Annotated in this window: 18 protein-coding genes; 12 read left to right on the forward strand and 6 right to left on the reverse strand. The window is 49.0% G+C overall.

What is annotated here, in order from left to right; genetic code table 11:
• Positions 1-1263, forward strand: coding sequence for an FtsX-like permease family protein (locus DWW91_RS17665; protein WP_010800267.1), 1263 nt, complete (start codon positions 1-3; stop codon positions 1261-1263).
• Positions 1264-1296: 33 nt separating this feature from the next.
• Complete coding sequence (locus DWW91_RS17670) at positions 1297-1962, forward strand: ABC transporter ATP-binding protein (RefSeq protein ID WP_007653641.1); 666 nt, start codon at positions 1297-1299, stop codon at positions 1960-1962.
• A gap of 443 nt (positions 1963-2405) precedes the next feature.
• On the opposite strand, the gene DWW91_RS17675 is transcribed toward DWW91_RS17670, so the two are convergent.
• Positions 2406-3212: a DNA-binding domain-containing protein gene (locus tag DWW91_RS17675; RefSeq protein WP_122328462.1), complete on the reverse strand. Its 807-nt coding sequence runs from the start codon at positions 3210-3212 to the stop codon at positions 2406-2408.
• A gap of 114 nt (positions 3213-3326) precedes the next feature.
• Here DWW91_RS17675 and DWW91_RS17680 point away from each other — a divergent pair, with 114 nt between their 5' ends.
• The 6 genes from DWW91_RS17680 to DWW91_RS17705 all read left to right on the forward strand — a co-directional run bounded on the left by DWW91_RS17680 (position 3327) and on the right by DWW91_RS17705 (position 11242).
• Positions 3327-4628 (forward strand): ABC transporter permease, encoded by a 1302-nt coding sequence (locus DWW91_RS17680; protein WP_122328463.1) that lies wholly within the window; start codon positions 3327-3329, stop codon positions 4626-4628.
• Between the two features lie 9 nt (positions 4629-4637).
• Positions 4638-5888, forward strand: coding sequence for an ABC transporter permease (locus DWW91_RS17685; protein ID WP_122328464.1), 1251 nt, complete (start codon positions 4638-4640; stop codon positions 5886-5888).
• Positions 5889-6058: 170 nt separating this feature from the next.
• Positions 6059-7366 (forward strand): ABC transporter permease, encoded by a 1308-nt coding sequence (locus DWW91_RS17690; protein ID WP_122328465.1) that lies wholly within the window; start codon positions 6059-6061, stop codon positions 7364-7366.
• Between the two features lie 10 nt (positions 7367-7376).
• Entirely contained in the window at positions 7377-8651 is a 1275-nt protein-coding gene (locus tag DWW91_RS17695) for an ABC transporter permease (protein ID WP_122328466.1), read from the forward strand.
• Between the two features lie 15 nt (positions 8652-8666).
• On the forward strand, positions 8667-9959 hold the full coding sequence (locus tag DWW91_RS17700; RefSeq protein WP_122328467.1) for an ABC transporter permease: 1293 nt from the start codon (positions 8667-8669) through the stop codon (positions 9957-9959).
• Between the two features lie 20 nt (positions 9960-9979).
• Positions 9980-11242, forward strand: a complete 1263-nt coding sequence (locus DWW91_RS17705) for an ABC transporter permease (protein WP_010800259.1) — start codon at positions 9980-9982, stop codon at positions 11240-11242.
• 112 nt (positions 11243-11354) lie between these two features.
• Here the strand turns inward: DWW91_RS17705 and DWW91_RS17710 are convergent, their stop codons facing one another.
• From DWW91_RS17710 to DWW91_RS17725, 4 genes are all read right to left on the reverse strand, one after another.
• Positions 11355-11879, reverse strand: a complete 525-nt coding sequence (locus tag DWW91_RS17710; protein ID WP_370449596.1) for a phosphatase PAP2 family protein — start codon at positions 11877-11879, stop codon at positions 11355-11357.
• A gap of 75 nt (positions 11880-11954) precedes the next feature.
• Complete coding sequence (locus DWW91_RS17715; protein ID WP_010800257.1) at positions 11955-12131, reverse strand: DUF4250 domain-containing protein; 177 nt, start codon at positions 12129-12131, stop codon at positions 11955-11957.
• A 77-nt stretch (positions 12132-12208) separates the two neighbouring features.
• Positions 12209-12586 (reverse strand): diacylglycerol kinase family protein, encoded by a 378-nt coding sequence (locus DWW91_RS17720; protein WP_044215250.1) that lies wholly within the window; start codon positions 12584-12586, stop codon positions 12209-12211.
• A 37-nt stretch (positions 12587-12623) separates the two neighbouring features.
• On the reverse strand, positions 12624-13892 hold the full coding sequence (locus DWW91_RS17725; protein WP_007653627.1) for a DNA recombination protein RmuC: 1269 nt from the start codon (positions 13890-13892) through the stop codon (positions 12624-12626).
• Between the two features lie 162 nt (positions 13893-14054).
• Here DWW91_RS17725 and tpx point away from each other — a divergent pair, with 162 nt between their 5' ends.
• The 3 genes from tpx (at position 14055) to DWW91_RS17740 (ending at position 17856) form a co-directional block, all read left to right on the forward strand.
• Positions 14055-14561, forward strand: a complete 507-nt coding sequence (gene tpx / locus DWW91_RS17730) for a thiol peroxidase (RefSeq protein WP_007653626.1) — start codon at positions 14055-14057, stop codon at positions 14559-14561.
• A 139-nt stretch (positions 14562-14700) separates the two neighbouring features.
• Positions 14701-16413: an ATP-binding protein gene (locus DWW91_RS17735; RefSeq protein ID WP_122328468.1), complete on the forward strand. Its 1713-nt coding sequence runs from the start codon at positions 14701-14703 to the stop codon at positions 16411-16413.
• Between the two features lie 225 nt (positions 16414-16638).
• The gene (locus tag DWW91_RS17740) at positions 16639-17856 is read left to right on the forward strand and encodes an MFS transporter (RefSeq protein WP_122328508.1); all 1218 of its coding nucleotides are present in this window, start codon (positions 16639-16641) and stop codon (positions 17854-17856) included.
• Between the two features lie 85 nt (positions 17857-17941).
• Here DWW91_RS17740 and DWW91_RS17745 read toward each other — a convergent pair whose 3' ends face one another.
• Complete coding sequence (locus DWW91_RS17745; protein ID WP_122328469.1) at positions 17942-19534, reverse strand: arylsulfatase; 1593 nt, start codon at positions 19532-19534, stop codon at positions 17942-17944.
• Positions 19535-20141: 607 nt separating this feature from the next.
• On the opposite strand from DWW91_RS17745, the gene DWW91_RS17755 reads away from it, so the two are divergent.
• A complete protein-coding gene (locus tag DWW91_RS17755) occupies positions 20142-23237 on the forward strand; it encodes a TonB-dependent receptor (RefSeq protein ID WP_122328470.1) in 3096 nt (1031 codons plus the stop codon).
• The last annotated feature ends 22 nt before the right edge of the window (positions 23238-23259 follow it).

Here is a 23259-nt window from a genome sequence, read left to right on the forward strand (position 1 = left end):
ATGATAAAGCATATACTGAAAATAATCTGGAACCAGCGCCGCAGCAACGGCTGGATATTTGCCGAACTGCTGGTCGTAGTCAGTATCCTGTGGGTAATGACGGATTCGCTGCTGGTCGATAAATACACTTACTATTCGCCCCTGGGATTCGACATCGAAGATACGTATAAGGTGCAGTTGGGTATCCTCGCGCCGGGCACTCCGGGATACGTGGACGATTCGTTGCTGACCACCCGCCAGGGGGAGGACGTGCTTCGTCTGGCGGGACTGCTCCGACAGGCGCCCGAGGTAGAGGAGGTCTCCATCTCCCATGTCGGCTGTGTGTACACCGAAAACCGTTCCTGGTCGCAACTCTACCGGGCGGATGCGGATACGTTCATCAAGGCGAACTTCCGCCAGTCTACCGTCAGTCCCGAGTATTTCACGGTGCTACGGATGAAAGATACCGAAGGCAACCTGCTGGGCCCGCAGATCGGACAGCGGACAGGCGGCGTTATCACCTCCGACCTGGAGCGGGTCTTTTACGGAGCGGACGTCTCCGCCCGGGGCAAGGCCGTCAAGTATCATCCCGACAACACCGATGAGATGGCAATCCTGGCTGTCTCAGGCCCTGTCCGCGAATCGGAGTATAAGAAGAGTATCCCTTTCTTTTATTATATCCCTTCGCAGCCTGAAATGATCAGGCAGATCGAAGAGGCGCAGGCGGTGGGCATCGACTGCCTGGTGCGAATGAAATCCGGTTTCCGTCCGGAAGACATGGAAAGGTTCCTGCAAGGAATGGGCGAACGGCTGACGGTGAATAACGTCTATGTTTCCAGCGTTGTTCCCCTCGGCGAGATGCGCACCGAAATACTGAAGAAATCCGAAGACACCATGAAGAAGAAGTCTGCCCTGGTCAGTTTCATGCTCATCAATGTTTTCTTCGGTATTATCGGGACGTTCTGGTTACGCACGCAGGCACGGCAGGGTGAGATCGGGCTTCGTATGGCTTTGGGTTCCAACCGTAGCCGGATTGGTAGCCTGATGAATTGCGAGGGATTGATGTTGCTGGTACTGACTGTCCCGCTGGTGCTGGTTTTTATCCTGAATATGTTGTATTTCGATATGCTCGATACCATCCGTTTGCCTTATACCTGGTGGCGTTTCGCGGTCACCTTCGGAGGAGCCTACCTGCTGATGGCGGGTATGATCAGCCTCGGCATCTGGTTCCCGATGTACAAGGCGGTACGGATGAAACCGGCGGAGGCGTTGCATTATGAATAAAGAACAATAATAACAATTTAAATATCAAACATCATGATCAAATTAACAAACCTCGAGAAGATCTACCGTACGAAGGAGATCGAAACAGTTGCTTTGGAGAATGTGAATCTGGATATCCAGAAGGGAGAATTCCTCAGCATCATGGGCCCCTCCGGTTGCGGAAAGTCCACCTTGCTGAACATCATCGGACTGTTGGATGCCCCGACAGCCGGTACGGTCGAGATCGCCGGAACCAATACGGTCAGTATGAACGACAAACAACTGGCCGCCTTCCGTAACAAGACGCTCGGTTTCGTCTTCCAGTCCTTCCACCTGATCAATTCGTTGAACGTACTGGATAACGTGGAACTCCCGCTGCTCTACCGCAACGTATCTTCTTCCGAACGTCGCAAGGCTGCCGAAGCCGTTCTCGAAAAGGTCGGACTGAGCCACCGCATGCGCCACTTCCCGACACAGTTGTCCGGCGGTCAGTGCCAGCGTGTAGCCATCGCCCGTGCCATCGTAGGGAACCCCGAGATTATCCTGGCGGATGAGCCGACCGGTAACCTGGATTCAAAGATGGGTATCGAGGTCATGGATATCCTACACCGCCTGAATAAGGAAGACGGCCGCACCATCGTGATGGTAACCCACAACGAAGCGCAGGCACAGCAGACGAGTCGCACGGTGCGTTTCTTCGACGGACGACAGGTTCAATAGGATTGTTACTTTTCTCTTGATAGAAAAGTAACCAAAAGATCAAGGCTGCACCGGCTTCTCTACTCCGGTGAAAGACTACGCTGTCGTCTGTGAACTCGCTGCGCTCAAACAGCACAGCCTCCGGACGCTCCGTCTTTCACCTTCGCTTAACGCTCACCCGCTGAGGCCTTTCCAAGAACGCAAAGCGTTCTCTTAGGATGGCCGATACCGGTAGTTAAGCAGGCTCTCTCAAGTGTTCTTTCAGATACTGATGGTAACTTTTCCCCTCTCGAGAGGGGGCAGGGGGTGTGTCATAGCCTGGGCTAATGCCTTCCCTCCCTTCACAGGGACCGTCCCTCTTCCGGTTAGCAAGGGTAACGGATAGCCTAAGGTAGGATGCTACCGCACCCCGATGCTGTTGAGTCCCGCACCCTGATGCGGATGATAGCCGCACCCCGGTGTAGTTAGTCACCGCATCCCGATGCGGTAGTAGCGGAGACGGTAAGGGTAACCATCCCCATCCGAGGCTCCTTATAGAGGCGATAACTGGCATTGTACTGGCTCCACACCTCTATCACCCACCTGCCCGGTGTCAGCGGCTCGGGCGGCAGAAAGGCAAGGCTGGGAGATTCGTTGATGAAGACCATGCGAGGTTCGATGAAATATTTTATTTCGCCTTCTTCCTGCCGGATGACGATCCCGACATCGGGATGGTCGCCCATCACTTTCAGCCGCTTGCCGTGGATAAAGAGCGGAAGGGTATAGCCGGCAGGGATGACGCAAAACTCTCGGCCTTCCTGGTTGAGGTAACGGTCGTTGTGGATGCTGACTTCGTTGGGAAGGGGGGCGTTCGGGAAGAACTGGATAACCTCTGCGGGGAACCAGTCGGCCAGCTGGTTGAGGCGTGGTGAAGGACGCAGGTTGATACGGATGGCATGCCGTTCGCGGTCGAACTTTTCAAATTCGGTCTTGAAGCGGCCGCCGACGGTCAGTTCCGTCCGCCCCAGGCCGAAGTCGACGTTGAAGCCGTCTTCAATCGCCCCGTATATCTCTTCCAGCATGGTGTTGAAAGAGGCGATGAGCGTTCCGTGCGAATACGAACTGCGGTTTCTGACGGCCCGTTCGGCGATATCGTCGAGTGTCAGGCTCGGATGGTTGGGAAGTGTCCCTCTAAAGAACGGTTCCTGGCCGGGCAACTGGCTTTTACTCAGTTTGACGAATAGTTTGCCGGGTTTAACGGTCATTTTTGATTTAGGTAGCTCTTTATCCATAACACACATAGATTAATGTTAAACGACAAAGATAAGTAATATGTTCAGACAATATCTCATACAAGCTTTGAATCTGATGAAACAGAATCACATAAATTAAGAAAGGTAATATATATGTACAAACAGTATCTCAAACAAGCCTGGCAACTGATGAAGCAGAACCGCTTCTTCAGCTTCGTCTATATTCTGGGGACGGGGCTTGCCATCTCGATGGTGATGGTCATGGCGATCGTATATTATATCCGTACCGCGGATATCGCTCCCGAAGACTGCCGGAGCAGGCTGTTGCAGTTGAACCGTGCCTCCGTGAAGTCGAAGGATGAGGAAAAAGGGGGGACCTACAACTGGATGCTTTCGTACCATGCGGCACGGCAGATCCTGGACGGGCTGTCCGAAGTGGAGGAGGCGTGCCTGCGTATCGATCCGGGTAGTACGGGGCAGTTGATGGGGACTGTCTATTCACAGCTACCGGGAAGCACCGACCGCTATAAAACCCGTTTGATGGCTACCGATGCAGCCTTCTGGCGTATCTTCAGTTTTCGGCTGCTGCATGGCAAACCTTATACCGATGAAGAATATGAGAGCGGCATGAAACGGATCGTGTTGAGCGAATCGTATGCCCGCAAACTGTTCGGTTCGGCTGATGTGATTGGCAAAGGGGTTATGATTAATCAGGTGGAGTACCGGGTGGCCGGGGTGGTGGAGGACGTGTCGTCTGTCATGACGATGACCTGTGCCGATGCCTGGGTGCCTGTTTCCTCTGTGCCTGCCTTGGTGGAGGCGGGGGGAGCCGAGCGGTCGGCAGGACCTGTCTGCGCTTATATGCTGGCAAAGAGTACGGCCGACTTTGAGGTAATCCGCGATGAGGTGAATCGCCGCCGTCTCCAATATAATACGACTTTGCAGGAGCGGTATGTGGATGCTTTCAATCTTTCCACGCCTCAGCAGACACAGATAGGCAGTCTCAACTTTAGAATGTCTTATGCCGATATTATCCGTCGTTATCTGCTGATCGCGTTGGTTTTCCTGCTTGTCCCGGCTATCAACCTGACGGGACTTATCTCGTCGAGGATGCAGGAGCGTACCGAAGAGATGGGGTTACGGAAAGCCTTCGGGGCCCGTTCGCATTCCCTGGTGACGCAGGTGCTGACCGAGAACCTGCTGTTGACCTGTATCGGGGGAGTGGTCGGTTTGCTGGTGTCGTGGCTGCTGGTGGTCGTGTTGCGCAATTACCTGTTGAGCAGTTTCGGGTTTATGAATGAGGGGAATGTACAACTGACGTTCGACATGCTGTTTAACCTGCCGCTTTTCCTTTCGGCTTTCGGGTTGTGCGTCGTGCTCAACCTGCTCTCGTCGCTGCTGCCGGTATGGAAAGCGACACGCCGTCCGATAGTAGATTCAATCAACGATAAATAAGGATACATTATGATAAGACATCTGTTTAAACTAATATGGACACAGCGCCGTTTCAACGTCTGGATCGTGCTGGAGTTGTTTGTCGTATCCACACTGATGTGGTACATTGTCGATTACCTGAGCGTCCTGGCCATCACCGCCAGTACCCCGACAGGCTTCAATATCGAGAATACCTATAAGCTGAACCTTGCGCTGAAGCAGGCGAACGAAAACGGGTATGTCACCTACGAGGAAGGCAGCCCGGAACCTTACCAGAACATGAAACGCATCGAAGAACGCCTGCGCCAGCATCCCGATATCGAAGGGGTGAGCGTGGGCGAATGGCATTATCCTTATTGCCGCAGCAACTCGAACAATAGCTACTGGAGGGATACCTTGCGGGTGAATACCGAGATACTGACCGTTACGCCCGACTACTTCCGTGTCTTCCGCGTGTCTTCTGCCGATGGTGGTGGTCCGGAGACACTGGCACAGGCGATGGAGAGTGATTATATAATTACTCCGGCCGTCGAGGAACGGCTCTTTCCCGGCTCTTCCGCTATCGGAGGTTTTATCTTCGACCGCGACGACAGCCTGAATATGCGTGTGGCAGGAGTCACCACGCTGATGAAGCGGATGGAGTTTAGTCGTCCGGCATGTTTTCTCTTTATGCCTTTGGACGAATCGGACAGGGTGCTTCGGGGGGAGAATGATTTATGGAGTTCTACCGATATCTGTTTCCGGGTGAAAGAGACGGCGGCTACGGCCGACTTTGCCGAACGTTTTGTCCGTGAGATGCGTCCGCAGTTGCAGGTGGGTAACTTCTATTTGTCGGAGATCACGCCTCTCAGCGATTTTCGCGAGGAGCAGTTGGAGTGGGTATATAGTCCGCTGCGTTTCCGGATCGGCTTTTCGATCTTCTTCCTGACCAATATCTTCCTGGGAATAATCGGGACTTTCTGGCTGCGCATCAACAAGCGGCGGTCGGAGATCGGATTGCGCATGGCGGTCGGCTCTTCCCGGCGTATGGTGTTGTGGCAGATGATAGGCGAGGGACTGGTGTTGCTGGTCATCGCTTTTATCCCGTCTTTGCTTGTTTGCCTGAATCTGGTACAGGTGGATTTACTGCCGGAAGAATATATGGATGTAACACCTTTGCGCATCTTGCTGAATACGGTGATAACATTTACCCTGCTGGCTGTTGTCGTCTGCCTGGGTACCTGGTATCCGGCACGCCGCTCGGCAAAGATCGAGCCGGCTGAGGCGTTGCATTATGAATAGGGGATAGGAATCCCGGCCGTTTGTTTGCCGGATATATATGTAGTGTTCGATACTGTGATGACTGTTCAGTATCGAACACTATCTGTTTTAGACTTCCTGCTTATTATCAACGGGTTATATTTGTGGCACGGCATTTGCTTTTAGTCCGGCATAACAAATAAAACCGTATCATGTACAAACAATACTTCAAACAAGCCTGGAACCTGATGAGGCAAAACCGCTTCTACAGCGGGGTGTATATCATCGGGACGGGGCTTGCCATTTCGATGGTGATGGTGATAGCGATCGTGTATCATATCCGTACCGCCGACATCATGCCTGAAGTGCACCGCAGCAAATATCTTTATATCGACCAGGTCAAATATGAATGGGGGAAAGGCAACATGACTCTCTTTTGGGGCATCCGTTCTGCCAAAGAATGCCTGATGCCGCTGAAGTCGGCGAAGGAGGTGGCGATTATGACCAATACGGCCATTACCAGCCTGCTTTATGGCGATACCTATGTGCAGATTCCTGGGGGAGATGACCCGCAGAAAGTACAGATGATGGGGACGAACAATAGCTTCTGGCGCCTCTTCTCTTTTTCCTTTGTCGAAGGGAAACCGTTCAGCGAGGAGGAGTTCCAGTCGGGTTTCCCCCGCGTGGTCGTTTCCGAATCGCTGGCACGCCGTATCTTTTCGACAACGATCGGCGTGACGGGGAAAAGCATCCTGCTGGATGATACGGAATATTCCGTCAGCGGCGTGGTGAAAGATGTCTCTGCCGTGACACCGTCCGTTTATGCCGATATGTGGGTGCCTTATACTTCCATGCCGCTGGTTATGGGGGCTACCAAAGAACGGGACGTATCGGTCGGCCTGCTGGTAACCTGTATTCTACCTGCCGACGGAATGGGGCCGGACGAGGTGAGCCGGGAATTGGAAGAACAGATCGACCGCTATAATGCAACCCTTGCCGACGGTAAGATCAGTATGATGGCGGGGGTGGAGACACATCTGACGCATGTGATCAGCCAGTTTGTGATGGGCGGCTCCGTGACTGCTGTATATCTCATGCTGCTGTTCCTGATCCTGCTTTTCCTGCTGATACCGGCGTTGAACCTATCCGGGCTGAATGCTTCGCGGATGCAGGACCGCATCTCCGAACTGGGTGTGAGGAAGGCTTTCGGGGCACGTAAGAACCGGCTGCTGATGCAGATACTGATCGAGAACCTGTTGCTGATGTTGCCGGGCGGATTGGTCGGGTTGCTGGTCTCATATGGGATGGTGGCGCTCTTCCAGCAGTTGTTGCTTGCACCGGGTATCATTGCGATGGTGCAGGGCAGTGTGCAGACGGAGCTGACCTTCGGGATGCTGCTGAGTCCGGCGGTGTTCGGGTATGCTTTTCTGGTCTGCTTCCTGCTGAACCTGATGTCGTCGATGATCCCTGCCTGGCGTGCGATCCGTATGAATATAACTGAGTCATTAAACCACAATTAAAGAGATAGATATGCTGTTACATATACTGAAACTGATTAAGACGCAACGCCGCAGCAATACCTGGGTGTTTATAGAACTGCTTGTTGTCTTCGTACTGCTCTGGTACGCCGTCGACCGGATGACGATGAGCCGGATCACGCAGTCGCAACCGATGGGATACTCGTTTGAGAATGTATATAAGGTGACGCTGGCCGTGCGCCCTTCCACCAGTGCTTCCTATATTGCCTACGAACAGGAAAGCCAGGGGGCGGGAGAGGATTTCATGCGTATCATCCGCCAGTTGGAGACGCATCCTGACGTGCAGGTGGTAGGCCTGGCGAACGAGGCTTCGATGCCTTATACCTATATGTCCAATTCGGATACTTATTTTCAGGAGAAAGACTCTCTTTTCCGTACTGCTCTCGACTTCAGCGTTACGCCCGGTTATTTCCGTGTGTTCAAGATACAGAGGGCCGATGGCGATTCGCCGGACGAACTGGCTTCCGCTATTCAGGAAGGTATCCTGCTCAGTGAGCCGATGGCAATGAAATGTTTCAGCTCGACCCAGGTGGACGGCCGGGAGTTGCTAATCCTTCAGGATGATACCCTGCGTTACCGTGTGAAGGGAGTGACGGAAGCCGTTAAGCGGGAAGAGTTCAGCCAGCCGCCTTCGATTGTCTTTAAAGAGATGAAAGAGCGGAGCATCCTGCGGATGAGTGAACAGGAGCTGGGGAAGATGCAGATCTGTTTCCGTGTCCGTCCGAATGCGGCGTCGGAGAGTGCTTCCGAATATGCCGTCCGTTTTAAGAAAGAGATGAAGCACCGGCTGGCGGCAGGCAATTTCTGGCTGGCTAACGTGCAATATTATCCCGATGTGCGTACGAACTATCTGGAGACTTCGATGAATACGAGCGGGGGAAAGCTGGACATTGCGATCAACATATTCCTGCTGATCAATGTCTTCCTAGCTGTGATCGGAACGTTCTGGTTCCGTGTGAACCGCCGCCGTAACGAGTTGGGGCTCCGCATGGCTGTCGGTTCCAGTCGCCGCAGCCTGCAACAGTTGCTTATCGGCGAAGGATTGATGATACTGACCATAACTGCCGTACCCGCCTTGCTGATCTGTGTGAACGTGGCCTTTGCCGGCCTGCTGAGTACGGAGGTGATGGAGGTGACTGTCGGCCGCCTGTTGCTTGTCAGCCTGCTGACGTGGCTGTTGCTGGCCGTTATCATCACACTGGCTATCTGGTATCCGTCCCGTAAGGCGGCCCGTCTCGAACCGGCGGAAGCCTTGCATTACGAATAAACAAATACTGACATTATGTATAATATCTATTTAAAACAAGCACTTGCCATGCTGAAGGAGAACAAACTCCTGGCCCTGATCTCTATCCTGGGGACGGCATTGGCTATCTGCCTGATCATGGTGATGGTGATCACGTATCAGGTACGTGTCGAAAACTATTCTCCCGAGGACAACCGCGACCGGACGATGTATGTGCGGTGGGGCGGACGGACCTATAAAGGGGAGCAGTACGGGAACGGTTATCTTTCCTTGCGTACGGTCAAAGCGTGTTTCCTACCGTTGAAAACACCCGAGGCAGTGTCGTTTATCTCTCCCTGCCGTAGCTTGCTGGCTTCTTTGCCGGGCGGGAAGGAGAAGAAAGATTGCCTGATGATGTTTACCGACGATGTGTTCTGGAAGGTCTTCAACTTCGAATTTATATCCGGCAGTCCTTATACGAAAGAGGAAGTGTCTTCGGGCATAAAGAAGGTAGTCATCAACGAATCGACCGCCCGCCGGTTATATGGCACGGCCGATGCTGCCGGCAAAACGATTATGATCGCTTATAAGCCTTACACGGTCGGTGGGGTGGTAAAGGATATTTCCACGATTGCCAAAGCGGCATATGCGGAGGCGTGGATTCCTTATACGGCTTTGGCTGCCGATTTGAGCGATGATTCCTGGGCGGAGAATATAACGGGATGGTTCCAGGTGATTATCCTGGCCCGCTCGGCATCCGATTTCGATACAATCAGGAAAGAAATAAACAACCTGCAAGCACAATATAACAGTTCGTTGAAGGATTATAAGCTCGTGTTATACGACCAGCCGGATACGCAACTTGAATTGGAGATTAAAGGAGTGAGGGCTATCGGGCCTGACAAGACGAGGACGATCGTGCAGTATCTGCTGATTATCGTGATTCTGCTGTTGGTGCCGGCAATCAATCTTTCCGGCATGACCTTGTCGCGGATGCGCAGCCGCCTGCCGGAGATAGGTATACGCAAGGCATTCGGAGCGACCAAAGGCCGTCTGCTGGTGCAGATACTGTCGGAGAATATGTTTCTGACCTTGCTGGGAGGGGTGGTCGGACTGCTCTTCTCTTACATTGCCATCTTTTTATTGCGAACCTGGTTGCTGAGTAATAGCTTCGGCTCCATCTCTTCCGTGTTCGGAGGGACACCGATGCTGTCTGTTTCAGAGTTGCTTAATCCGGTGATATTCCTCTATGCGTTCCTGTTCTGCCTGATACTGAACCTGCTGTCTGCCGGAATACCTGCTTACCGGATGTCGCGCAAAGAGGTGGTAGAAGCTTTGAATGAAAACTAAACCGTTAAAATAGTACGAAGATGATCAAACATATCATTAAATTAATATGGAACCAGCGGAAAAGTAATAGCTGGTTGTTGGGGGAATTGTTACTTGTGACGGTTTGCCTGTGGTATATTGTAGATTATTTGCTGGTCGTATTATATACGTTCAGTGCACCGGTCGGTTTCGACCTCGACCATACCTATAAGTTTGAGTTTAACGCCCGGGAAGAGGGGGCCGAAGGGTATTTGACACCTGGGGAACACCCCGCCAAAGCCGGTGAAGATTTGTGGGAGGCGATGGAGCGCATACGCAGGATGCCGGGCGTGGAAGAAGTGGCTTTATCCAGGTTTGGCGTTCCTTATAATAGCATGGATAATTACCAGCCTCTTCGCCGGGATACGCTTTCGGATGCTGTTTCCTGCCGTATCCAGTTTGTTACTCCGGAGTATTTCGATGTATATCGTATTGGTTCCGCTATTTCCGGAAATCCTGAAGAACTGAAAGAGGGGATAGGCGGTATGAAGGTTATTATAACCCGGGATGCGGCAGAGAGGCTTTTTCCGGAGAAAAGTGTAAAGGACGCAGTAAAACAGACTGTTTATACAAATAATAATTCCGGAACGATGACCATCGGCGGAATTAGCCAGGAGGTCCGCCGGTCGGAATTTAGCAAGGTGGGAGCAAGGATTTATATTAACCAGAGTGAGACGGAGGTAAAGACCGTCTCGGCAGAGATGTTACCCTGGATGGAAGTCTCTGTGCGGGTTAAACCGGAAGCCGACAGGAACTTTGCCGATACATTTATGCAGGAGAAGAGTGATCAGGTGGAGATCGGTAACCTCTATCTTCAGAATATTATCCCGCTTTCCAATATAAGGGAAGATGCTTTGCGGGACGGAAAAGGGGAGATGAAAACGCGTTTGTCCATCCTGCTCTTCCTGCTGGTGAATATCTTTCTGGGGATTGTCGGTACTTTCTGGTTCCGTACCCGTCAGCGGCAGGGGGAAATGGGACTTCGGATGGCATTAGGGGCTACCCGGGGGCAGTTGAGGATGACGGTGTTGGGCGAAGGACTCGTGTTGCTGACACTTGCGTTTATTCCGGCCGTTGTCATCTGTCTGAATATTGCTTTTGCCAATCTGATCGATTCGAACCTGATGGATAACAGCCTCCTGCGTTTTGCGGGAGGGATGCTGGTCACTTTCCTGCTGATCGCCGGGATGATTATTGCCGGTATCTGGTATCCGGCCAACGAAGCGGCACAGCTGCAACCGGCCGATGCTTTACATTACGAATGATTAAAACCTCAAAGAATATAGAGTTAGTCACATATAGACTTGTAATTAAGCCCGGATCTGTAGCGAGTACACGTCCGGGCTGCTTTTTTCTATTCCGTTATATCAGTTATGCTCAGAAGGTCATGGAAGCATAAATGCCGAAATGTTTGTCACCGGCCAGCGGACTGAGGGTCAGGTTGTGCTTTTGGGCAAACGGACGGGTGAAGATATAGGCACTGCCGATACCCATGGCGGCTCCGGCGGCCACATCCCACCAGTCGTGCTTCTTGGCATACGTACGGCTCCATCCTACATAGGTTGCTACGGCATACGCCGGGATACCCCATTTCCAACCGTAACGGCGCTGGATAAAAGCAGCGCCTGTAAACGATACGGAGGTATGCATGGAAGGAAACGAATGGTTGTCGCTACCGTCGGGACGTTTTTTCTTTACCAGATACTTCAGCGCATAGGTCATGCCGACCGTACTTACACCGGCCAGTGCACCCTGTTTCAACCCCTGCCAGTCCTGAAGGATCAGCACGGTTGCCAGGCTCGCCGCAGGAGTAAGGCAGGCCAGCACGTCGCCCGATTTACGGACGGCATTACGGCTACCGCTTAGTTTGACTTCTTGTGCATGGCTGTTGAAGCAGACCATGAATGCCAGAAGAAAGGTAAAAAGATAGGTTGTTCGTTTCATATTTTCTTTGTTGATGCAAAGTAGAAACGGAAGTTACCAGAACTTATTGTTTTCAGCACTGTATTCAAAGCCGGCAACGGCAAGTTTATGGACAAGCATGTCCTTGTCTACGTCCATCTTACGGCATAATTCATCAAGGGATGCATATTTGTCGCGCAGTTTCATGTTAACTACGCTGAAAAGCATCGTCGGGTCTTCGGGAAGTTTCATTGTTATGTGTAATTAAAATTAATAGTGAATATTTGAAATAACTATTGTTTGTTCTGTTTTGTTTAAAATGTACGGATTCAACATAAAGCAATCAGCTTGGGAAAAAAGATGATTCCGCCTACTATTGCGGCGGCAATCGCCATTAACAATACGGCTCCGGCTGCCAGGTCTTTGGTCCGTTTGATTGCTTCGCTATATTCGGGCGATACAAAGTCGGCAATAGCTTCCAGCGCAGAGTTGACGGCTTCGGCTGCCAGCACGGCACCGATCACGATTACGACAGCAACCCATTCCATGCGCGACAACCCCAGAAGAACACCGGCAATCACCACGCATACAGCTGCAAAACAATGTATCCAGGCATTATGTTCTTTCGTGATCAACAAACGTATCCCGTTGAACGCATACCGGAAACTCCGTAGCCGCTTGCGGAAAGTAAAGCCATCATTCTTCATATATCCATTCTGTTGAGGTGGCAAAGATAGGTATTTTTTATGATTCTTCCTCTTCCTCCGTCAACGGTCCCAATTCCGGTATGATTGCACGGGCTTCACGGCCGCTCAGGGTGTCTACGTCTTTCAGCTTGCGTTGGATGGCGCGGGTACGGGTTCCGAGTACTTCTTCTATCTGGCCGCTGGCCGTTTGCAGGTTCTTCTGCGCTTTTTCCAGCATACCACCTACCTTTTCGAACTCTTTCTTTACCGCACCGAGTATGGTCCATACTTCGCCGGAATGTTTCTGGATGGCCAGCGTGCGGAAACCCATTTGCAGGCTGTTCAGGATAGCGGCAAGGGTGGTAGGCCCGGTTACGACGACCTTATAGGTCCGTTGCAATTCATCCAGCAGGGCGGAACGGCGCACTACTTCTGCATAAATGCCTTCGAAGGGAAGGAACATAATGCCGAAATCGGTCGTTGCGGGGGGAGCCAGGTATTTGTCGGAAATGTCTTTTGCCATCTTTTTGATGGTTGTTTCGAGCAACTTGCCTGCTGTCTCGATAGCCTGCGGGTCGGCATTGTCGTAAGCGTCCAGCAATTGTTCATAAATATCTTTGGGAAATTTGGCGTCGATGGGGAGGTAAACGTATTCGCGGATATCGTCGCGCCCCGGGAGCTTGACGGCAAATTCCACGACCGCGTCCGAACCTTTTCGGGTGTGTACGTTCGCTTCGTATTGTTCCGGTGCCAGTATTTGTTCCAGCAACATGCTCAGTTGTATTTCTCCGATGTTTCCTCGTGTCTTCACATTGCTCAGTACCCGTTTCAGACCGCCAACGTCCTGCGCCAGTGTCTGCATTTCCCCTAAACCTTTCTGCACGCTTTCCAGTTGTTCGGTAACGAGGCGGAAAGACTGGCCGATGCGGTCGTTCAGTGTCTTCTGTAATTTTTCGTCTACCGTGACGCGGATTTCATCCAGGCGCTTTTCGGTGTTGGCAACCAGCAGGCGCTGCTGTTCGTCGAGGTTGGCGAACTTTTCCCGTTGGAGGTTGTTGAAAGAAGCGATGCCCCGGTCGAAAGCCTCCCTGAATTCGTTCATGGAGCGGGTCAGTTCTTCCCGGTTGTCGCGGGCAACGATACGGCCCTCTTCGCGGTTCAGCCGGAAGTCTTCCCGGAAGTTCTTTTCAATGCGTTCGAAAGAACGTTGCATTTCATCGAGCAGTCGTTTCAGTTCGTTTTGTGTATCGGATTTATCCTCTTTCGGGCGGAATAAGATTTGTAAAACAATGATAATAAGAAGTCCGCAAATAATTAACCAGTTCATGTCGTTCTATTTTGCGGCAAAGATAGAAAAACAGTTCTTAGGGCAAGTGATTAAAAAGAGTTAAAAGGAAAAACATTCTTCATTAACGTTTGTTTTAGTCATACAAAGCGGCCTATATTTGTACGTCGCTTTTTAGTAACAAAAACATAAAATACTACAAAGATGGCAAAGATAACATTTAAAGGCAATCTGGAAGTAAATACAAACGGAACATTACCGGCAGTCGGAGCAGAGGCTCCCGATTTCAAAGGAGTAAAAAGTGACTTATCTGAATTATCACTGAAAGAACTGAAAGGAAAGAACGTTGTAATCAATGTTTTTCCGAGTTTGGATACAGCCGTATGTGCTGCTTCGGTGAGACGTTTCAACAAAGAAGCTGCTTCTTTGCCAAATACTGTGGTGTTGGCTGTATCGAAAGATTTGCCTTTTGCGCACGGACGCTTCTGTACTACGGAAGGTATTGATAAAGTGATTACACTTTCTGCATTCCGCTGTTCGTGCTTTGAAGATAAGTACGGGATGCTGATGGTTGACGGTCCGCTGAAAGGGTTACTGGCCCGTGGCGTGATAGTAGTCGACGAAGCAGGCAAGGTGGTATATGAGGAACTGGTTCCTGAAATTACCAACGAACCGAATTACGAAGCCGCAATCGCTTCGCTAAAAAACTAATTAAGTAGATTATTGTTTTTCATTGGTTAAAGTTAAGGGTTAGTGTAGAAGGCTGTCGGATGTGAATCCCGCAGCCTTCGTTTTGTTGTACCGAAAACTTTCGTACCTTTGCTCTTGTTGAATATAAAACAAAGCGAGTATGGCTACAATGACGATACCTTATGCAGTTGCCGATTTCGTCGATTTACGCGAACGTGGTTTTTATTATGTGGATAAGACCAACTATATCAGTAAACTGGAATATTATAATGCCCCTGTTTTCCTCCGCCCGCGCCGTTTTGGCAAGAGTCTGCTTATCTCTACGCTGGCCTGTTATTATGATCGTACCAGGGCGGCACGCTTTGATGAACTTTTCGGTGGAACCTGGATCGGTAGCCATCCTACCCCGGAACATAACCAATATATGATTGTGCGCTATGACTTCTCAAAGATGGTAATGGCGAACGATATGGACGGATTGGAACGGAACTTCAATGATTTGAATTGTATTCCGGTCGAGATTATGGTGACACATAACCGGGATTTGTTCGGCGACTTTCAGTTTACTACTAAAGGTAATGCCTCAAAAATGTTGGAAGAAGCTTTAGGATATGCCCGTGAACATGGCTTGCCTAAAGTCTACGTGCTGATAGACGAATACGATAATTTCACCAACCAGCTGCTTACAGCTTACAACGATCCACTGTATGAACAGGTGACTACTAAAGACAGTTTCCTTCGCACCTTCTTTAAAGTGATAAAGGCTGGTATCGGTGAAGGAAGCATCCGCACCTGTTTCTGTACCGGCGTATTGCCCGTCACAATGGACGACTTGACCAGTGGTTACAATATAGCCGAAATATTGACCCTGGAACCTTCATTCTTGAATATGCTTGGTTTTACGTATGCGGAAACGGAAACGTATTTGCGTTATGTGCTTGATAAGTATGTGGGCAGCCAGGACCGTTATGACGAGATATGGCAACTTATCGTAAACAACTACGATGGCTATCGCTTTAAACCGAAAGCCGAACGGTTGTTTAATGCCACTATCCTGACCTATTTCTTTAAGAAATTTGCTGTCAATGGCGGCAGTATTCCCGAAGAAATGGTCGACGAGAACCTCCGTACGGATATCAACTGGATCCGTCGTTTGACCATGTCGCTCGACAATGCGAAAGCGATGCTCGACGCGCTGGTTATCGATGATGAACTGGCCTATAACGTAGCCGACCTGTCCAGCAAATTCAACAAGCAAAAGTTCTTCAACAAAGAGTTTTATCCGATCAGCCTGTTCTATCTAGGCATGACTACGATCAGAGATAACTATGTGACATCGCTTCCGAATATGACTATGCGCAGTGTCTATATGGATTATTACAACGATTTGAACCGTATAGAAGGAAATGCACAACGTTATGTGCCTACCTACCGGAAATATGACGGCGACCGCCGCCTGGAACCGCTCGTGCAGAATTATTTCGAACAATACCTCGGACAGTTTCCCGCCCAGGTCTTTGATAAAATAAATGAAAACTTCATCCGTTGTTCATTCTATGAATTGGTTTCTCGTTATCTGAGTAATTGTTACACCTTTGCCATTGAGCAAAACAATTCGGTGGGGCGTTCCGATTTCGAGATGACCGGTATTCCCGGTACGGATTATTATACCGACGACCGTGTCGTAGAGTTCAAATACTTCAAGGCTAAAGATGCCGAAAAGATGTTGGAATTTTCAGACCCCCGACCTGAAGATGTGGAGCAGGTGAAGAAGTACGCCGATGATACTCGTCGGAAATTTCCTAATTATCAGGTACGCCAGTATATCGTATATATCTGCGCCAACCGTTGGTGGAAATGCTGGGAGGTATAGCGAAAAAACAGCATCGTTATTAATCATCGTTTGGTAATTCATATTTTATTCGTATACTTGCAGAAAATAAAATAATCTTTATGTGTTCAATAACTTCTAAATCAGGCATCATTTATTTGGTGTGATAAACGGATAATATCCTTCTTGTTTTCTAAGTTTATATTGTCGATTTCCCGGAACCGTGGGGAATCCCGTATCTATTATTGTTATATTATAAAAGAAGTTATGAATAACTGGAAAAAAGTATTCGCCATTATATGGACCGGTCAGTTCTTCTCTATCCTGACCAGTTCAATCGTTAATTTTGCAATCATCCTATGGCTTAGTTTTGAAACGAAATCGGCAGAAGTACTGGCTTTTGCTGCCATAGCAGCCATGCTTCCGCAATCGGTATTGGGACTGTTTACCGGTATCTTTATCGACCGTTGGAAAAGGAAGCGGGTGATGATACTGGCAGATAGCTTTATCGCTTTCTGTACATTGATCCTGGCTGTCCTGTTCTACCTGGATATAGCGAAGATAGAACATATTTATATTTTGTTGGCTTTACGTTCGGTAGGTTCGGCTTTTCATATGCCGGCTATGCAGGCATCGGTCCCTTTGCTGGCTCCGAAGTCGGAACTGATTCGTATTGCCGGCATCAACCAGATTATCCAGTCTGCCTGTAATATTGCCGGGCCGGCCCTGGCTGCGCTTTTCATCTCTTTTATGAAGATGACGAATATCTTGCTGCTGGATGTGATTGGTGCGGCTTTGGCATGTACTTCACTCTTGTTTGTGAAAATCCCCGATCCGGATAATACGGAAAAAACGCAGAAAGTACATCTTTTGAAGGAAGCGAAGGAAGCCTTGACAGAGGTCCGTGCACAAAACGGATTGTCATGGTTGTTTATCCTTTCTATCATTGCTACCTTCTTTATTATGCCGGTCAGTGTTTTGTTTCCGTTGATGACGTTGGACCATTATTCAGGGAATGCTTTTCAGATCAGTCTGGTTGAAGCAGCCTGGGGAATAGGCGCCTTGCTGGGCGGTGCTTTTCTGGGGATGAAGAAGTTTAAGCTGAATGAGATTTCATTGATAAACTGGATGTATATCCTGTTGGGAGTTACGTTCGGACTGTCCGGTATTCTGCCGGTTTCAGGTTACCCGTTGTTTGTCGTATTGACGGCGGTCGGCGGTATATCCGGTTCTCTTTATATGGCCTCCTTTACGACGGTGGTACAGACACGTATCAATCCGGTGGTGATGGGACGTGTGTTCTCGTTTTATATGAGTGTTAGTCTGTTGCCTTCGATGATCGGATTGTTGAGTACCGGATTTCTGGCGGATACGATCGGTATTGGAAATACATTTATCATCGGTGGAGGACTGGTGGGAATGATCGGATTGATCTCGTTTGCTTTGCCAGCCATAAAAGAATTGAAGAAGGGATTTGATAAGTAGTAAAAGGTCTCACTATGGCACACTTATCCGTGTTCATCTGCTTAATCTGTGTCATCTGTGTGCCATAGTGAGACTTTTGTAACATTTAATCCTTTCCGCTTTGATCCGGATGGAGCGATTTATAGTAATTAATACGTTCTCCCCAGGGACGGTATTCAAAAGGAAAGACATGTTTTTCTTCGGCCCATCGGTTCCATTTACTCTCTAATGCCTTTACTTTTTCCGGGTATAAGGTTGCCTGATCGTTTTCTTCAAACGGATCGTTCATCAGGTCGATCAACTCCCAGGACTGTTTGCCGTTGTTACGAACCAGTTTCCAGCCATCCGAAATGATTGCACATGAGGTCTGATGTTCGAAAAACAGGTCGCGTGGTTCCAACGTCTTGTTTTGGATGGCGGGTATCAGGCTTCTGCCTTCGGTGGTACTCAACTTTTTATCATTGAATTGTCCGGGATATTCAACCGAAGCCATATCCAGACAGGTCGGCATTACATCTATAATATGACTGAATTCGCGATTGAACTTCCCTTTGAGAACATTCTTTTGCGGATCGCCGTACATAACGATAAAAGGCGTACTGGTTCCTCCCTGGAAACACCATTGTTTGTAACTTCTGTAAGGCGTATTGTTCAGGTCGGCCAGTAATTGGGCAATAAAACCCCCTTCATTGGTTGAACCGTTATCACTCAGGAAGAGGAAGACGGTGTTTTCATAGAGTCCTTTTTCTTTGGTAGCAGCAATAACTTCCCCGATACCGTCGTCCATTATTTCAATCATGGCGGCATAGGTAGCCATTTCGGTTATCCATGCTTCCTGTTGTTCGGGAGTGAGACTTGTCCAGGCCGGGCGTCCTCCTTCAAATTCTTTCTGATGGATGGGGAGGGTATCTCCGGTATTCATCAATCCCATCTTTTTCTGGCGGTCGAAACGTTGTTGGCGCAGGACGTCATATCCTACTTTATACCGTTGCCGGCATGCTTCCACCCGTTCTTTGGGTGCCTGCAACGGCCTGTGAGGGGCATAATGCGCCAGATACATGAACATCGGGACATCGGCCGGATGGCTACGGATGAAACTGACGGCCGAATCCGTAATGGCCGTTGTATAATAAAAGTCGTTGGGGAATGTCGTGATACGGTCTGTATTCGAATAGACGGGAGTCGGGGTGTAATAGCTTCCGCCGCCGCTCAGGCAACCGTAATATTTATCGAACCCTCGTTGTGTGGGATAACTACCGTTCGGTTTATCGAATGCGCCCTGTACTGTCAGATGCCATTTCCCACTCATATAGGTCGCATATCCGTTTGCTTTGAGGACTTCGGCGATAGTCGGGTAATCGGCAGATATCTGTCCGCGGTATCCGGGCCGGTGCTCGTCGACAGCCGTCATCCATCCCATTCCCGCTTCATGCTGGTAACGTCCGGTCAGGAGGGCGGCACGGCTGGGGCAACTGCGTCCGGTGTTTTTGAACTGGCTGAAACGCACTCCGTTCTCTGCCAAAAAATCAATGTTCGGAGTCTTAACTTCTCCTCCGTAACATCCCAAATCTGAAAATCCCATATCGTCGCATAGGATCAGAATAATGTTGGGATGCGATTGTTCACCGGCATTACCGGCTGCCGCGAATTGTGCCATAGAGGCAAGAACCACGGAACTTAATAGAGTTTTATTCGTCATGTTATCTAAGGTTATAATAGATATGGCGATAAAGTTACAGATAAGTTTTTATATAATTCTTCCGGCTTTGTAAAAGGTATTCTTATAATGGACTTACTATATATGGTGATTGTCGCCGGATTTGTTATAATTGGTTATTTATATAAAAGATTATTAGCATGGCGGATGGCGGTATCTGTATTGATCATTTGCTTTGCCTTTTTTAAAATAAGATATGTGGCGTTTTTGTATTGAGTTCTTACAGAACTAATTTAATACCGACCCTGCAAATGTAATATTAATTTTATAATAAAACATTAAATTGTGCAGATTATTCAGTAATAGTCAAGTCGTTGGAGATCGTTTAATAATAATAACGTTTAAACTAAAGTTAATCCATTATAAAGGTAGATGATTGTCTCTTTAGAGTTAATATGTTGAAACCATGCTATTTGTGAAATAAGAAAAGCCATAGTTCTGTAAGAACTGTGGTTTCATAGGGATAAGATTTTTACAGAAAGAGTAAATGTTAATACCATGAATAAGGTGAATCTATAAGTAAAGTGAGTTAATCTCCTTAAATCTTATTTATAAAGTTACTAGTATTATTAAACAAAAAGCAATTGTTATGTTGAAAATCGTAAGACCAGTCAGCCTTTTGTTGTTGTCAGCCACATTGTGCTCCGGAGGGACAGCACATGCTTCCGACAGTACGGCAACATCCAAAGTTGACATTTCTCAGCAACAAAAGAGTTTAAAAGGAACAGTTAACGACGATTTCGGCCCTGTTGCCGGTGCCTCTATTGTCGTAAAAGGAACAACGAACGGTACTGTCACCGACATGGATGGTAACTTCGTACTGGATGTAAAAGCCGGGGATGTGATCCAGATCTCTTTCATCGGCTATCTGACACAAGAAATTAAGTACACAGGACAATCGACTCTTAAAATTACTCTGGCTGAAGATACGCAAAAGCTGGACGAAGTCGTGGTGGTAGGATACGGTACCCAGCAGAAAGCCAACCTGTCCGGAGCCGTAGCCTCTGTGGCAAGCGAAGAACTGACAAGCCGACCGATTTCGAATGTATCCTCCGGTTTGCAGGGATTGATGCCGGGTGTGACGATCACAGCCGGTGAAGGCCGTCCCGGTGAAGATGGAAGTAATATCCGTATCCGTGGTGTCGGAACGTTGAATAACGCATCTCCCTACATCCTGATCGACGGGATCGAGAGCGGTTCGATGGACAGTATCGACCCGAACGACATCGAAAGTATCTCTGTCCTGAAGGATGCCTCCTCTGCCGCCATCTACGGTTCGAAAGCCTCCAACGGAGTTATTCTGATAACGACCAAACGCGGTAAGACCGGTGCTCCGCGTATTACTTACAACGGATATATCGGGGTCTCAAGCCCGACTGCTGTAATAGACCGCGTCAGTTCGGCCGAATATGCGATGCTGTATAACCGGATCGACGATGATAACGGACAGCCTCACCGCTATAGTGATGAAGACATCCGCCTGTTTCAGGATGGCTCCGACCCATACGGACATCCGAACACAGACTGGAATGATGCCGCTTACCAAACCGGTGTATTGCATAAACACAATGTAAATATCAGCGGAGGTACCGAGAATACGAAATATATGGCTTCTGTCGGTTATCTGGGACAAACCGGTATTCTTCCTAACTCGGAACGTAAACAATTCAACGGCCGTACGAACCTGGATATGAATATCACGAAGAAACTGACGGTTCGCTTGAATATGTCATATATAAAGAACGACTATAAAGACCCCAACTCCAATTATGGCGGCGGTTGGTCGGACCAGATTATCCGCCAGCTGAATATTCTGAGCCCGATGATTCCGGTTTATAATGAGGATGGAACATATGGTGCAACAAATGACGGTAACCCTATCGCCTGGCTGGACTCCGGACAGACTGTGGACAAATACAACCAGAACTTTACCGGTTCTCTTGCAGTCGATTACCAGATCATAGACGGACTGAAGGCAACAGTGTCCGGTTCGTATGTAAATGACGACCAGCACTTCAAGGCATTCGTTATGAAATTGGATACAGACCCGGCACAGGCCAGTCGTCCGAACAGCCTGGAAGAACGTTTCACCAACTGGTCACGATATAATTTCGATGCTTTGCTGAACTATGACAAGACATTCGGTAATCACGGTTTGAAAGTGATGTTGGGATATCATGCCGAGAAATATGATGTGCGTTACAATAAGGAATACCGCGAAAATTTCCCGAATAACGAACTGGATGATATGAATGCCGGTGCTACGGCTACCCAAACCAACGAAGGTTTTACCCGCAAATTGAATATGCTTTCTTATTTCGGTCGTGTAAACTACGACTATGCCGGTAAATACCTGCTGGAAGCAAACTTCCGTTCGGATGCTTCTTCCCGTTTCGCCCCCGGACACCGTTGGGGATATTTCCCTTCCTTCTCCGCAGCATGGCGTATCAGCGAAGAGAACTTCATGGAAAATACGAGGAATTGGTTGAATAGCCTGAAACTTCGCGGATCATGGGGTATGCTGGGTAACCAGGATGCTTTGAGCGACGGGACACCGACAGGCGGTGACTTTTATCCCTGGTTGAATACGTATAACCTGGGTGCCAACTATCCTTTCGGAAGTGCGTTGACGACCGGTTATTATCAGAGTAATTATAAAATAGCAGACCTTTCGTGGGAAAAGTCAACGACATGGGGTATCGGGATAGATGCAATGATCAATAATAAGATCAGCTTTACTTTCGATTACTACGATCGCAAGACAACCGATATCATCATGGAAGTTCCGGTACCGACGGAATTTGCGCTGGGTGCTTATAAAGATAATGTAGGTGCCATGCGTAACCGAGGTGTCGAAATGCAGTTGGGCTACAGTAACCAATGGGGTGACTGGAAGTTCGGCGTTGTCGGCAACTTTGCCTATAACAAGAATAAGATAGAAAACCTGGGAGGTGTTAACCGTATGTCTGACGGCGACTTCATGCGTCAGGTCGGTTCTCCTATCAATTCCTGGTTCGTGTACAGAACAGACGGTTTCTTCCAGTCGGACGAAGAGGCACAAGCCTGGATGGATAAATATGCCGGTCAGGACGGATATCCGTTCGGCCTGAAATTTAAAGGGGGCGACCTGAAGTATGTCGATACCAACAATGACGGTAAGATCACTGCCGAAGACCGTGAACTCTATAAGACAAAAGATCCGGTGATGACATTCGGTCTGAATCTGAACGGTGCTTATAAGAACTTCGACCTGACGCTGAACTTTACCGGTGCGGCAAACGTCGGTTTCGCTTATACCAAAGAAGCTTTCGGTGAATTTTCCGGCAGTGCCGGCCACCCTTCAACAGCCTGGCTGGACTCATGGACACCCGAAAATAAAGGAGCAAGTATGCCCCGTGTAGCAGAAGCCCGTAAGTCACCGAGTGAAGCATCTGTTGTCATGTCTGACTTCTGGATCATGAATACGAGCTATCTGCGTCTGAAGACTGCACAGTTAGGCTACACCTTCCCGAAAAGCCTGATAGAAAAAGCCGGTATTCAAAGCCTGAGGATTTATTATTCGGCTGAGAACCTGCTGACATTCGATTCTATGCCGTTGAATGTAGACCCGGAGACAGTCAGCACCCGTTTGTCAAGCTATCCTTTGTCTACTACCCATTCATTCGGAGTAAATGTTACGTTCTAAACTATTAATGACTATCTAATAT

It is taken from the genome of Parabacteroides sp. AF17-3, assembly GCF_003635445.1.
GTDB classification, from domain to species: domain Bacteria; phylum Bacteroidota; class Bacteroidia; order Bacteroidales; family Tannerellaceae; genus Parabacteroides; species Parabacteroides goldsteinii.

Coding starts and splice junctions, on each gene's coding strand:
- tpx (WP_007653626.1), top strand. CDS start 14,055: ATGGCAAAGATAACATTTAAAGGCAATCTGGAAGTAAATACAAACGGA.
- DWW91_RS17680 (WP_122328463.1), top strand. CDS start 3,327: ATGTACAAACAGTATCTCAAACAAGCCTGGCAACTGATGAAGCAGAAC.
- DWW91_RS17670 (WP_007653641.1), top strand. CDS start 1,297: ATGATCAAATTAACAAACCTCGAGAAGATCTACCGTACGAAGGAGATC.
- DWW91_RS17705 (WP_010800259.1), top strand. CDS start 9,980: ATGATCAAACATATCATTAAATTAATATGGAACCAGCGGAAAAGTAAT.
- DWW91_RS17745 (WP_122328469.1), bottom strand. CDS start 19,534: ATGACGAATAAAACTCTATTAAGTTCCGTGGTTCTTGCCTCTATGGCA.
- DWW91_RS17695 (WP_122328466.1), top strand. CDS start 7,377: ATGCTGTTACATATACTGAAACTGATTAAGACGCAACGCCGCAGCAAT.
- DWW91_RS17755 (WP_122328470.1), top strand. CDS start 20,142: ATGTTGAAAATCGTAAGACCAGTCAGCCTTTTGTTGTTGTCAGCCACA.
- DWW91_RS17715 (WP_010800257.1), bottom strand. CDS start 12,131: ATGAAACTTCCCGAAGACCCGACGATGCTTTTCAGCGTAGTTAACATG.
- DWW91_RS17735 (WP_122328468.1), top strand. CDS start 14,701: ATGGCTACAATGACGATACCTTATGCAGTTGCCGATTTCGTCGATTTA.
- DWW91_RS17700 (WP_122328467.1), top strand. CDS start 8,667: ATGTATAATATCTATTTAAAACAAGCACTTGCCATGCTGAAGGAGAAC.
- DWW91_RS17685 (WP_122328464.1), top strand. CDS start 4,638: ATGATAAGACATCTGTTTAAACTAATATGGACACAGCGCCGTTTCAAC.
- DWW91_RS17740 (WP_122328508.1), top strand. CDS start 16,639: ATGAATAACTGGAAAAAAGTATTCGCCATTATATGGACCGGTCAGTTC.
- DWW91_RS17725 (WP_007653627.1), bottom strand. CDS start 13,892: ATGAACTGGTTAATTATTTGCGGACTTCTTATTATCATTGTTTTACAA.
- DWW91_RS17690 (WP_122328465.1), top strand. CDS start 6,059: ATGTACAAACAATACTTCAAACAAGCCTGGAACCTGATGAGGCAAAAC.
- DWW91_RS17710 (WP_370449596.1), bottom strand. CDS start 11,879: ATGGTCTGCTTCAACAGCCATGCACAAGAAGTCAAACTAAGCGGTAGC.
- DWW91_RS17720 (WP_044215250.1), bottom strand. CDS start 12,586: ATGAAGAATGATGGCTTTACTTTCCGCAAGCGGCTACGGAGTTTCCGG.
- DWW91_RS17675 (WP_122328462.1), bottom strand. CDS start 3,212: ATGGATAAAGAGCTACCTAAATCAAAAATGACCGTTAAACCCGGCAAA.
- DWW91_RS17665 (WP_010800267.1), top strand. CDS start 1: ATGATAAAGCATATACTGAAAATAATCTGGAACCAGCGCCGCAGCAAC.